This window comes from Leptolyngbya sp. AS-A5, from assembly GCF_039962495.1.
Lineage (GTDB): Bacteria > Cyanobacteriota > Cyanobacteriia > Leptolyngbyales > Leptolyngbyaceae > Leptolyngbya.
On sequence record NZ_JAMPLL010000020.1, the window covers coordinates 1 to 12,550 of the forward strand.

Annotated in this window: 12 protein-coding genes and 1 pseudogene; 6 read left to right on the forward strand and 7 right to left on the reverse strand. The window is 46.6% G+C overall.

Translation table 11 applies throughout. The features are described from left to right. Positions 1-111: 111 nt before the first annotated feature. A pseudogene (locus NC980_RS18885) lies at positions 112-990 on the forward strand (YifB family Mg chelatase-like AAA ATPase); the annotation flags it as partial. A 9-nt stretch (positions 991-999) separates the two neighbouring features. Here the strand turns inward: NC980_RS18885 and NC980_RS18890 are convergent. The 3 genes from NC980_RS18890 to NC980_RS18900 are packed head-to-tail and all read right to left on the reverse strand — an operon-like array spanning position 1,000 to position 4,058. Continuing rightward, positions 1,000-1,884 carry a metallophosphoesterase gene (locus tag NC980_RS18890; RefSeq protein ID WP_190377320.1) on the reverse strand — a complete coding sequence of 295 codons (885 nt, stop codon included), beginning with the start codon at positions 1,882-1,884 and terminating at the stop codon, positions 1,000-1,002. A 55-nt stretch (positions 1,885-1,939) separates the two neighbouring features. Beyond that, on the reverse strand, positions 1,940-3,439 hold the full coding sequence (locus NC980_RS18895) for a mercuric reductase (RefSeq protein WP_190377321.1): 1,500 nt from the start codon (positions 3,437-3,439) through the stop codon (positions 1,940-1,942). Between the two features lie 4 nt (positions 3,440-3,443). Continuing rightward, the gene (locus tag NC980_RS18900; protein WP_190377322.1) at positions 3,444-4,058 is read right to left on the reverse strand and encodes a TVP38/TMEM64 family protein; all 615 of its coding nucleotides are present in this window, start codon (positions 4,056-4,058) and stop codon (positions 3,444-3,446) included. Between the two features lie 252 nt (positions 4,059-4,310). Between NC980_RS18900 and NC980_RS18905 the strand changes: the two genes are divergently transcribed. Both NC980_RS18905 and cobW read left to right on the forward strand, forming a co-directional pair. After that, positions 4,311-5,030, forward strand: coding sequence for a heme oxygenase (biliverdin-producing) (locus tag NC980_RS18905; protein WP_190377323.1), 720 nt, complete (start codon positions 4,311-4,313; stop codon positions 5,028-5,030). A gap of 170 nt (positions 5,031-5,200) precedes the next feature. Next, positions 5,201-6,235 (forward strand): cobalamin biosynthesis protein CobW, encoded by a 1,035-nt coding sequence (cobW, locus tag NC980_RS18910; RefSeq protein WP_190377324.1) that lies wholly within the window; start codon positions 5,201-5,203, stop codon positions 6,233-6,235. Here cobW and NC980_RS18915 read toward each other — a convergent pair. Beyond that, entirely contained in the window at positions 6,232-6,543 is a 312-nt protein-coding gene (locus NC980_RS18915; RefSeq protein ID WP_190377325.1) for a Mo-dependent nitrogenase C-terminal domain-containing protein, read from the reverse strand. The genes cobW and NC980_RS18915 overlap by 4 nt on opposite strands. 519 nt (positions 6,544-7,062) lie before the next feature. Here NC980_RS18915 and NC980_RS18920 point away from each other — a divergent pair. The 3 genes from NC980_RS18920 to tatC all read left to right on the forward strand — a co-directional run bounded on the left by NC980_RS18920 (position 7,063) and on the right by tatC (position 9,850). Then, positions 7,063-7,902, forward strand: a complete 840-nt coding sequence (locus NC980_RS18920) for a methyltransferase domain-containing protein (RefSeq protein ID WP_190377326.1) — start codon at positions 7,063-7,065, stop codon at positions 7,900-7,902. 52 nt (positions 7,903-7,954) lie between these two features. After that, positions 7,955-8,872, forward strand: coding sequence for a homogentisate phytyltransferase (locus NC980_RS18925; protein ID WP_190377327.1), 918 nt, complete (start codon positions 7,955-7,957; stop codon positions 8,870-8,872). A gap of 165 nt (positions 8,873-9,037) precedes the next feature. Continuing rightward, positions 9,038-9,850: a twin-arginine translocase subunit TatC gene (gene tatC, locus NC980_RS18930; RefSeq protein WP_190377328.1), complete on the forward strand. Its 813-nt coding sequence runs from the start codon at positions 9,038-9,040 to the stop codon at positions 9,848-9,850. 60 nt (positions 9,851-9,910) lie between these two features. Here tatC and NC980_RS18935 read toward each other — a convergent pair whose 3' ends face one another. The 3 genes from NC980_RS18935 to NC980_RS18945 all read right to left on the reverse strand — a co-directional run bounded on the left by NC980_RS18935 (position 9,911) and on the right by NC980_RS18945 (position 12,548). Then, positions 9,911-10,462, reverse strand: a complete 552-nt coding sequence (locus NC980_RS18935) for an SH3 domain-containing protein (protein ID WP_190377329.1) — start codon at positions 10,460-10,462, stop codon at positions 9,911-9,913. 212 nt (positions 10,463-10,674) lie between these two features. Beyond that, positions 10,675-11,253 carry a protoporphyrinogen oxidase HemJ gene (gene hemJ, locus NC980_RS18940; RefSeq protein WP_190377330.1) on the reverse strand — a complete coding sequence of 193 codons (579 nt, stop codon included), beginning with the start codon at positions 11,251-11,253 and terminating at the stop codon, positions 10,675-10,677. 983 nt (positions 11,254-12,236) lie between these two features. Further along, positions 12,237-12,548 (reverse strand): DUF3082 domain-containing protein, encoded by a 312-nt coding sequence (locus NC980_RS18945; RefSeq protein ID WP_190377331.1) that lies wholly within the window; start codon positions 12,546-12,548, stop codon positions 12,237-12,239. Positions 12,549-12,550 lie beyond the last annotated feature (2 nt).

Below are 12,550 nucleotides of genomic sequence, written 5' to 3' on the forward strand. Positions count from 1 at the left end.
CACTGAAGACGCTAAATAACAGCTTTCAGTTATTATTCCACAAAATAGGATGTTTGTCCTAATATTTGTTGTTGTTTACTATAAATAATTAAAGAAAAGAACTGTTGTTAACTCATTTTTGTCGGGCCTCCAGGCAGTGGAAAAACGATGCTGGCGCGAAGATTGCCTGGAATCATGCCGCCCCTGGAGCTTGAAGAAGCGTTAGAAGTCACTCAGATTCACTCGGTCGCGGGACTCTTGAAAGATAAAGGATCACTCATTGGCGATCGTCCGTTTCGCAGCCCGCATCATTCGGCTTCGGGTGCGGCGTTGGTTGGCGGCGGTACGTTTCCGCGTCCGGGTGAGATTTCCTTGGCACATCGAGGCGTTTTATTCCTGGACGAATTAACAGAATTTCGACGCGATGTTTTAGAGTTTTTGAGGCAACCGCTGGAAGATGGCAACGTCACGATCTCTCGAACCCGGCAATCGGTTTCTTTTCCGGCGCAATTTACCTTAGTTGCCAGTACCAATCCTTGTCCTTGTGGATTTTATGCAGATACAGTGCAGCCTTGCACTTGTTCACCGAGAGCAAGAGAGCAATATTGGGCGAGATTATCTGGCCCGTTGATGGACAGAATTGATCTGCAAGTGGGGGTGAATCGACTAAAGCCCGAAGAAATTACGCAGCAACCCACCGGAGAAGATTCAGCAACGGTACGCGCTAGAGTTCAACAAGCCCGCGATCGCGCCGCTTTCCGCTTCAAAGACACTCCCCTGCGCTGTAATGCCGAGATGCAGAGCGCTCATTTACGCCAGTGGTGCAAACTTGACGATACAACACGATCGCTGTTAGAAAATGCCATTCGACGGTTGGGATTATCGGTGAGGGCGAGCGATCGCATCCTTAAAGTGGCAAGAACGATCGCAGATTTAGCAGGCGACGAGACGTTACAAGCGCATCATGTTGCAGAAGCGATTCAGTATCGAACCATCGATCGAATGCAATAGAGGTTGCTTCTATGGTGCAGCGCTGACCATCATGCTCTCTTCCTGAGCAAGTTCAGCAGCTTTGCGCTTTAGCGTAATGACTGTCACTTCTGGTGCACAGAACAATCGCCCTGGAAAATAGGTTCCTAAACCGCGATTCACATACAGCCGATTATTTCCAATTTGATGAAAGCCTTTCACCCATTCCCAATGTTTCATCACGCGATAACAAGCGGCTAACACAGGAATACGATGCCGAACTTGCTTGGGTAGATTGCGGTACAAATAGGCACACAGAACTGAGACATTCAAAATTCCCGGAATAATAATTTGTCCACCGTGGCTATGCCCCGAAAGCTGTAGATCTACGCGATATTTTTGCAGCGAATCGGCGCAGTCAGGATTATGCGCGAGGACAATCCGCGCCAAATCTACGGGAAGTTGCTCCATTACCGCCCCTGCTTTTTGCTTAAATGCACCTGTCCAATAATCAGCTAGACCAACCAGTGCAAGTCCTTCGCCAAGCGGGTAGGCGACCTCATTCCACAGCACTTGAATTTCAACTTGTGCGAGGGCATCGGTAATGATTTGCTTGCTGTTGCGACCGTACAAATCATGATTGCCCAAAATTCCATAAATGCCCGATCGCGCTTCTACCTGTTTCAATCGCTTGGCTAACTCATAGATTGGAGCCGGATCGTCGGTGACAAAATCGCCTGTAATTACAACAAAATCCGCTTCGGCTTGATTGGTTGCCTCGATCGCTTGGTTCAGCGCTTTCTCAGATAAACGCTTGCCGTCGTAATGTAAATCCGAAAGTTGAACGAGTTTTGTTCCATCTAAATGAGCAGGGAGATTGTCGATCTCAACGGTCAGGGTTTCGACTTTGACAGACTGATTGAATAGGGGCTGCATATCGTTGTGGGTTAAGGCGCTCTCAGCTTAACAAAACTTACCCAGATTCAACTGATTATGAAAGTTTGGTCAGGAATGCTAAAAGTCTCTGACTATTTGGCGTAAGCAGAGTTTTTCGATAGGCATCGGCAGCTTTTCTGATCGCTTCGGCTTGCGTGGGATAAGGATGAATTACGCTGGATAAGGTGTTTAAACCGCGTTTGCCGACGATCGCCAAAGTAATTTCGCTAATCATTTCGCCTGCGTGACGGGCGACGATCGTTGCTCCCAAAATTTGATCTGATCCTTTTTTGTGCAAAATTTTGACAAATCCGTTGGTTTCTCCATCTGCAATTGCGCGATCGATTCGCTCTAACGGAATCTTGATAACTTCAGCGTTTGGAGCTTCACTAAGTCCAACTTGGGCAATTTCAGGATCAGTGTAAATAGCTCTGGGCATGACTAAATTGCTGAGCTTCGATCGACTTAATCCAAACGGTGAAAAGAACGCATTTTTAATCACAATTCGCGCTGCGGCATCGGCTGCATGAGTATATTTCCAGCCCATACAAATATCACCTGCTGCATAAATTTGTGGGTTTGTGGTCTGCAAATAATCATTCACTTTCACGCCTTTTTTGTCGTAATTAACGCCAGCCGCATCTAGATTTAATCGCTCTACGTTGGGAGATCGACCCGCTCCAACTAATATTTCATCAACCGTAATTTGCTGCGAATTGAAGTGAATGACTTTTCCCTGATTGGTTTTTTCAACTTTATCGATCGAGCTATTAAAAACAATCTGAATTCCCTCTTTTAGAAACACTTGCTGTAGAAGTTCTGCGGCTTCGGGATCTTCTCGATCGAGCAATCGATTTTTGTTATGAAATAGCGTGACTTCACATCCCAAACGTCGGAAAGTTTGCGCCATTTCACAGCCGATCGAACCACCGCCAATAATTGCTAATCGATTCGGGCGATCGGTTAATGAAAAGACCGTTTCATTCGTCAAAAATCCTGCTTCCGCCAATCCTGGAATATCGGGATGGCTGGCACGCGCTCCCGTAGCAATTACAGCTTTTTTGAATCTAAGAATTTGATCGCCAACCGCAATCTGCTCTCGATCCAAAAATTTCCCTTCACCCAGAAATACATCAACTCCAAGTTCTTGAAATCGTTGGGCTGAATCGTTCTCGCTAATTTCCGATCGCACTCGCCGCACCCGTTCCATCACGGCCGCAAAATCGACCTCAATTGGATCTGGTGGCATCACTCCGAACGATCGCGCCTGCTGCATTTCTCCGACCACGCGAGACGATCGAATCATTGTTTTCGACGGCACACAGCCGACATTGAGACAATCACCGCCCATGAGATGCTTCTCTATCAGCGCAACTTTCAATCCAATTCCTAATCCTGCCGCTCCTGCTGCAACCACTAAACCCGCTGTCCCCGCACCAATTACGATTAGGTCATACCATTCCGCAGGTTGTGGATTGCTCCAATCGAGCGGATGAACGCGAGAAACCAGTAATTCATTGTGAACATCGATCGGAGAAATGAGCGAGTCTTTCATGTGATTAATTCTGTTCTAAACCGTTATCCTGCAATGCTTTTCGAGCAATGCGAGTTACATACACCGATACAATCACTGTAGCAATCAACCCCACGATGCGAATTGCCCATTGTGCGGATTGTGCTTCTTGACTCAATTGCGTTGTACCGATCGTTGCCAAATTTCCTGCCAGCGAGCCAATATATACATACATCACAGTGCCGGGAATCATGCCCACACAACCGATCGCGTAATCTCTCAGCGTTACCCGCGTCACTCCAAACGCATAGTTGAGCAACGTAAACGGGAACACAGGCGATAACCGAGTTAGAATCACGATTTTTAATCCCGATGCCGCAACCGCCTCGTCGATCGCTTTGAATTTTGGGTTTCCTTCAATTCGTTGTGTCACCCAACCTCGCGCCAAATAGCGTCCCATCAAGAACGCCGCGATCGCCCCGCAAGACGCTCCAACGAACACATAAATCGATCCCCACACCACCCCAAACACGGCTCCCGCTCCGAGCGTTAGAATCGTTCCGGGAATGAAAAGAACGGCAGCGAGAACATAGAGAGCGATGAATACGATCGTACCTAACGCACCAAAATTCTGAATCCAAGTAAGAGCCTGTTGCAGCATGAGTTAGAGAAAGTTAAAAGGTCAAAAATCGATGTAGCATCTGCCCTGTGTAAGAATTTGTAATAAAAACGTTCATCAATTCGACATACCTTAGTAAATAACGCAACAGGGTGGTTCTGGCATTTAGGGTACGATTCCGAGTTCAAAGCTTTGAAGGGCACTGGATTCAGGAACTTAATCTAAAGTTTGGGATCACAAGCGAACATCAAACGCCAGCGAATCACTTAAATTTACAGTGTTGGGAAGTTTAGAATGAGCAGCAATTTAGCAACAAAACTTCGCGAAGGAACCAAGAAAGCTCACACAATGGCGGAGAACACAGGCTTCATCGCGTGTTTTCTAAAAGGAACGGTAGAAAAGGAGTCCTACCGTAAGCTCGTTGCAAACTTTTACTTTGTCTATTCGGCAATGGAAGAGGAAATGCGCCGCCACAAAGACCATGCAATCTTGTCGAAAGTGTACTTCCCCGAACTCGAACGTAAAGAAGCCCTAGAGCAAGATTTAGCTTATTATTTTGGCAAAAACTGGCGTGAGCAAGTTGCTCCTTCGAGAGCGACTCAATCCTACATTGCACGAATTCACCAAGTTGGCAGCAGCAATCCTGAACTCCTGATTGCTCACTCTTACACACGCTACATTGGTGACCTGTCTGGCGGTCAAATTCTCAAGAAGATTGCCCAAAACGGCATGAATTTGACTGAAGGAGAAGGCACAAACTTCTATGAGTTCAAACACATCTCCGACGAGAAAGCCTTCAAGAAAGAGTATCGCGCTCGGCTGGATTCGATGGCGATCGACGATGCGATGGCTGATCGAATTGTTGAAGAAGCGAACGATGCGTTCGGCATGAACATGGAAATGTTCAAAGAGCTAGAAGGCAACTTGATCAAAGCGATCGGACTTGCTTTGTTTAATGCTCTCACTCGCAGACGCGGACGGGGTAGCACCGAACTGGCAACGGCAGAAAATTAGAAATTTGCTTCTCAATCGGTTGAATCCTGGAGGCTACGGTGAAGAAAATCATCGAGTTTCCAGGATTCGTTGTTTGGAATTGGTACGATCGGCGACGGTTCGATTCGATCGAATATTGATACTCGCGGACACGCGCCGCATGAACTGAAGGCAACGGACTTAAATAAACTATGGCTGCAAAGATTCCGGTTACGGTCATTACTGGCTTTTTAGGCAGTGGAAAAACAACCCTCATTCGTCATCTGCTACAAAACAATCAAGGTCGGCGAATTGCAGTATTGGTCAATGAATTTGGAGAACTGGGGATTGATGGAGAACTTTTAAAGTCGTGTGAAGTTTGCCCCGAAGACGAAACCAGCAACATTGTTGAACTCACCAACGGCTGTCTCTGCTGCACCGTCCAAGAAGAATTTCTCCCGACGATGTTGGAATTACTCAAGCGTCGAGACAGCTTAGATTGCATTTTGATCGAAACTTCTGGTTTAGCATTGCCGAAACCATTAATCAAAGCATTTCGCTGGCATGAGATTCGCAATGCGGCAACCGTTGATGGTGTAATTACCGTTGTCGATTGCGAAGCTGTTTCCACAGGCACTCTTGCGGCTGATCTGCAAGCAGTTGAAGCCCAACGACAAGCTGATCCCAATCTCGATCACGAAACCCCACTGCAAGAACTGTTTGAAGATCAGCTTGCCTGTGCGGATCTCGTGATTTTGAATAAAACCGATCTCGTCGATATGGAAGCTCAAGAGCAAGTCCGATCGCTCGTCGAACAAGAACTTCCCAGAGCCGTGAAAATCGTCGAAAATGGGCGGAACGATCGCGAACTCGATCCAAGTTTACTGCTTGGGTTCAATGCGGCAGTTGAAGAGAACTTAGCCGCTCGTCCAAGCCATCACGACAGCGAAGAAGAACACGATCACGATGATGAAATTCAATCGACGCATCTGATCCTGGATCGATCGTTTGATCCGAATCAACTGCGATCGCGCTTAGAAAAACTGGTTCAAGAGCAGGAAATCTACCGTGTGAAGGGATTTGTGGCGGTTCCTGATAAACCGATGCGATTAGTTGTTCAAGGGGTTGGCTCAAGATTCGAGCATTTCTACGATCGACCTTGGAAACCGGATGAACTGCGACAAACTCGATTGGTCTTTATCGGCAAAGATCTCGACTCCAATCGGTTAGCGGCACAGTTTGCTTAAACGACCATTTCGCCACATTCATCAACCAGATAGCACAATGCTCGGAAGCGCAGACCCACGAACTGATCGTAGAGCGGATTTAGTTTGCACATCGGCGGAATATGCGCGATCGTGCGTCCAAAGAGTTTGATGTCGCGCTCAAACGGGCATTGTGCGGGGATCAGTTTGCAGACGAGATGAGCAGATTTGCGATCGTGAATTTCAATAGAATCTAACCAGCTGCGGATCGGCTTCAGTAAGTCAAGTTTGGAGTGGAGTTGACCAGCCGACGAAAGTGGAAAATCAAAGGCAAATTGCGATTCAGACATGATGACCTTCCCAAAGAGATTAAGAGAGTTTTGCTCTTTTCAAGGCTGAGGAAATGATCTCTTTTCTTACTATTAGATACAGAGCGAATCTGAGATTTCCGTGAGTTTTAGAAGGGAGATAATCCTAGCTTTGATAAAGATTGAGTGAAATAAGTCGGGTAAATTAATAATCTAGATTTACGATTCAACATACCCATATATACGTCCGAACTCTTCAAGTTATGCAGAAATCTAGTTCAGTTATTTCTGTTTTTTTCTGAAGATATTTCCATTAAAGTGATCCCCGAAATCACCGCACAGCACCCTAAAGGGTAACTTTTTCTTTACAACTTCATAAAACTACGTCCAACGATATTAACCCCTAGACATAACAATAGATCTTTGAGCCTTTTTCGTGGAACCGTAGTTTTTATTACCTAGTTAACTTCTGATTATCAAATCTTCCTTTTAGTGCCCAAGGGCTCGTAATTTCTAGAAGTGATTTGATAAATTAAATACATTTCGTAGGCAGATTTATTTATGACTTCATCGCTATCTGAACAAATCAAGCAATTCTACGATGCGTCTTCGGGACTGTGGGAGCAAACCTGGGGCGAGCATATGCACCACGGCTACTACGGCGCAGATGGCAAAACTCGAAAAGAGCGCAGACAAGCCCAGATTGATCTCATCGAAGAGTTGCTCAACTGGGCAAACGTGACCGACGCACAACAGATTTTAGATGTCGGCTGCGGGATCGGCGGAAGTTCACTGTTTCTAGCAGAAAAATTTGGTGCAAGCGCAACGGGGATCACGCTTAGTCCAGTGCAGGCGAATCGAGCAATCGATCGAGCACGATCAACTCATCTTAACGCCCAGTTCCAAGTCGCAGATGCACTTAATATGCCCTTTGCCGACAATTCTTTTGATCTCGTTTGGTCACTTGAAAGTGGCGAGCATATGCCCGACAAGGTGAAATTTTTGCAGGAATGCTATCGCGTTCTCAAACCCGGCGGAACTTTTGTGATGGCAACCTGGTGTCATCGCCCGACGGATAAAGTGCCTTTAACTGTGGACGATCGCAAGCGTCTGGCTGAAATTTATCGAGTCTACTGTTTGCCGTATGTGATTTCGCTCCCCGAATATGAAGCGATCGCGCAGGATGTCGGACTGCAACAGATTCGTACCGCAGATTGGTCAAGAGCCGTTGCGCCGTTTTGGGATGTAGTGATCGACTCGGCTTTCACTCCCTCCGCAATTTTTGGCTTGCTGACCTCTGGGTGGACAACGATTCAAGCCGCGCTGTCACTTGGAACAATGCAGCAGGGATACAAGCGTGGGTTAATTAAGTTTGGCTTACTCTGCGGCACGAAAGCCTAGAGCAAAAGACTAAAACCAGGTACGGTAGGAAAATCAGGACTCTAGGACATCCATGAATCGAATTTCGCCCCGATCGCCGCACGCTAATCCCATTCAACGCTGGCTCTACGCTTTCTGGAAATTCTCCCGCCCTCATACAGTGATCGGAACATCACTGAGCGTTCTTGGACTTTATCTAATTGTTCTCGGCAGCGATCGCCCACTCCTACCGACTGCTTGGCTTGCACCCTTAATCGCGTGTTTATGTGGCAATATCTACATCGTTGGACTGAATCAGCTTGAAGATATTGCGATCGACAAAATTAATAAGCCGCATCTGCCGCTTGCTTCGGGTGAGTTCTCGGCTCGACAAGGACAAACGATCGTCTTTTTAACAGGAATGCTAGCCGTGGCGATCGCTGCCCCCCAAAGTTCTTACCTGCTTGGAATGGTGGGATTGAGTCTAGCGATCGGCACACTGTACTCGTTGCCCCCGGTGCGATTGAAGCGATTTCCGTTCTGGGCTTCGCTCTGCATCTTTACGGTCAGAGGCGCGATCGTCAATTTAGGATTATTTCTCCATTTCAATCAAGGCTTTCCCATTCCCGCAAAAGTTTGGGCATTAACCGCATTTATTTTGGTGTTCACGTTCGCGATCGCCATCTTCAAAGATATGCCTGATACTGAAGGCGATCGCCAGTACAACATTCGGACATTGACGCTCAAACTTGGACAGCGACCCGTGTTTAATTTGGCACGAGCCGTTTTAACCGGATGTTATTTATCGATCATTGCGCTCGCCTTCTTTCTACCCGGAGTAAACGCACCCTTTCTGGTAATCAGCCACCTGATTGCATTATGTTTAATTTGGTTTCGGAGTTACAAAATTGATTTGCAAAATAAAGCAGAAGTGACGCGCTTTTATCAATTTATTTGGAAACTGTTTTTCCTAGAATATTTGCTTTTTCCGGCGGCGTGTCTGCTAAGTTAATTTAAGCAAATGCGGGGGATTGTGCTAAACCGTTCATCTCCTTATGGATCTGCTGAAAATTGCTAGGTAAAGCTTTATGAAGCGATCGAATCTGTTGCTTGGGCTTGTCGGGTTGCCTGTCCTCGATACAATGGTTACAGCCCATCGGACAGAAGCCATCAATCCATGACTGCTCCTTCGGAACTCGAAACCTCTTCTACCCCAGTCGTTGCCGACGATTCCCCTAGTGAATTGGCTCCCGCGCAACCCGCCACGCTCGAAGATGACGACAATATCATTGATGATGTTGAGATGTCGCTGTTCGACCACTTGGAGGAATTGCGGCAGCGGATTTTTTATTCATTGATTGCGATCGTCGTTTGCATCATCGGGTGCTTTATCTATGTCAGACCTCTGGTGCAATTTCTTGAAGTGCCTGCTGTGGGCGTGAAATTTCTTCAGCTTGCACCCGGAGAGTATTTCTTTGTTTCGATGAAGGTTGCAGGCTACAGCGGATTAGTGCTGGCAGCCCCTATGATTTTGTATCAGATTGTGGCGTTTGTGCTACCTGGATTAACGCGGCGAGAAAAGCGATTTCTAGCTCCTGTGATTTTAGGATCAAGCGTTCTTTTCCTCGGAGGATTAGCGTTCTCTTATGCGTTATTGATTCCCGCTGCGCTGAACTTCTTCATCTCCTACGGTGCAGAAGTAGTTGAGCAGGCTTGGTCGATCGATCGCTATTTCGAGTTCGTTTTACTGCTGATGTTTAGCACGGGTTTGGCATTCCAAATCCCAGTGGTTCAAGCCTTGCTTGGATTTTTAGGCATTGTCTCATCAAAAACAATGCTGTCTGGCTGGAAGTATGTCCTACTTGGCTCTGCGATCCTGGGAGCCGTGATCACACCATCCACCGATCCCCTGACTCAGAGTCTATTAGGTGGCGCAGTGTTAGGGTTGTATTTCGGTGGAATTGGAATCGTCAAGCTTTTAGGTAAGTAGCCGCAATTTCTTTGACACGAAAAAGCGCGATCGCCATATTTGGCGATCGCGCTTTCTTGATTACCGAGTGATTGTGATGGTCTTTTCATCGCGGGTGTTATGAACAAACAGCACCACGTTTCGACCTGTATAAGTTACGCCGTCCCTGCCGCTGATTACGCTGACGGGCACCCCATTCGCGACCGTTCGATTTCTATTGCGATCGAACACATTCAGGAAGACCTGCGATCTTTCGGAAAAGAGTCTGACCTCGTATTGCTGGATCAGATAGCGGCGACTTCTATCAGTCTCAGTTCTGTCATTGAACCCTAAACCGCCGCGATTGACAGGACGAGTATAGATTGCATCGATCCAGCCTTCCGCACCTGTAGAAGACCGCACGTAATACCAGGTGACTCCATTCGCTCCAGGTCGCTGAACGATGACCTGTACTCGATTTCCCGAAGGCGCTGATGCAAGCGCGGGCGCATTATTACTCGGAGTCGATCGTAGGCTCACTCTAGAGTTGGCAGAATCCGCTCTTAGCACAACATCTCTAGCCAAAGCAGGCAAACTACTCAGCGCCACCATCCCAAAAGATACGATCGTGGATAAAACAATTTTGAAATTCATTTCGCTTTCTCCCTGACTTGAAAAAACAGCACCTTGCTGAATTCTACGCATCACAGCAAGCCCTCCTTCCAGCCACACCTGTTGGTAACATATCTACCAATTAGCGAATAATCAATACTATTTAAATTTTCCTACAGTCTAGCTTTACTGGCAAATTGACAATAAAAAAGACGCTCTTCAGAACGCCTTAAAAATCAGATTGAATTGGCGGTTTATGCGCTAACTTCTGAGGTTGAGGTTGCTGCAAGTTGTTCCCTCGCCAAGCGCCGCTTGCGGGCGTAAAGCTGAATGAATGCTCCCATTGCCACGACCATGCCGAAAATGCCCCAAGCGGTTGTACTGGTGGGAATGTCATTCTTAAACACCGCCAGCATGACCACGATGACAAACAAGACGGTGGGGAATTCATTAAACCAGCGGAACTGCTGCCCTGTCATCTTGCACGTATCAGCAGCAAGGCGTTTCATAATTCTCAAGCACAGATGATCGTAAACAATCAAAAGCGCGACACACGCTAGCTTGATATGGAGCCAAGGCTGCTTGAGAACATCGGGTTCTGTGTAGATTAGCCCGATCGCCATTGTGATTGTGAGCAGCAATGCCGGGGTCATGATGATGCGATAGAGTCGCTTCTCCATGATTTGATATTGGTTTTTGAGAATGCTGCGGGCGGGTTCGGGTTGCTCGTTTGCTTCAGCGTGATAGACAAACAGGCGGGGCAAATAAAACAGTCCCGCAAACCAGCAGACGATTCCCACAATGTGAAATGCCTTAAACCACTGATATGCCATAAGAATCGTTATGCGAAGTGTTTGAAAAGCGCATCGAAGTTCATCGAAGTGAGTTGTCGATCGCATTCTCCATTCTGCAATAAAATCAGGCGCAATGTGGCACTCCGTTCTAATTAGAGAAGCTGAAAAATCCAAGTTCAATTCATACAGCTTACTGCTCGATCAGGAGATGCAGAAACGAGCTTCGTTTTTAACAGGTTGTGGAAAACTTTAAATTTTCTAGATCAAATCCCTTTGATCAGACAGGGTGTAAACTGATACCGATAAGATAGTTAGAATGCAAGGTTTGTAATGCTTTCAGCCGTTCTTTGAGCAATGAAAGGCAGGTTGGCAGAATGGAGTAGAGTCTCAGGAAAAGCTTGTATTTTTGTCAAGATAAAAAACGGTCAATAGAAGCGTTCTATAGTCCTGATACAACTGCTGAGCGCAGGTTACAGCCGTTTTGGCTGTAGTATTCTGAATGCTCAAAATAGTGAGTAATACAAATTTCAATGAACTTTTCAGTGAATATACGGTTTTTCCACAAGTCCAAAAACTTACCTGTGGAAAAGTGCATCAATCTGTGGAAAACTCTTGCGAAAAGTGGAGAAGGCAAGCAAATTGCTTCTCTAGAAAATTCACGCTTTCCTCAAGGCTTGAGTGCCGTTGATACCAATTTTTAGTGGACGATCGAGCGGGCTTTCGGGGTCATATTTTTCGAGATTGACCGAATAAAGCTCATACGTCCCCAATTTGTCAGCTTCTTGCAGAGTCGATCAAGAAAGTCCTAGTAGAAGCAACCAAATGGATAAACCTTCTCATCAATTCAAGCTTTCGGATTGTAGCAGCACTTCGTGCAGGAGTCACTCCTTTCGTGATTGTAATTTACCAAAGCGGTACAGAGTTTAACGCTCAGAGATCGCTCAGTGTAAGAATGGGCGCTTATAGAGCTAAAAAGCCAAGCGCTCCAACTCTGTGGAAGAGATCGATCGATCGATCGATCTCTAATCCGGACGCTGTTCTTGTTCAGGCTTACGCAGCAGCAATTGCACCCCTAAGCCAGCCAGCCCAAACGAGGCAAGCCCAAAAATTCCTGTTCCCATCGCGCTCATCCCCAGCACTAAAGTTCTAACCGCTGAAGAAATGCGTCGAACCACCAAGCTATCTGCGACAATTGGTTTTGTTGCAAAGGAAATTCCGATCGCGCTAGTCATGTTGTAAAGCGCATATGCCATCACACCAGCCACGATCGCGCCAATAAAGCAGCGAAGCGGACTTGGCATTTGAGAGGCTTTAGGTGTGGGTGAATCTGCCATAA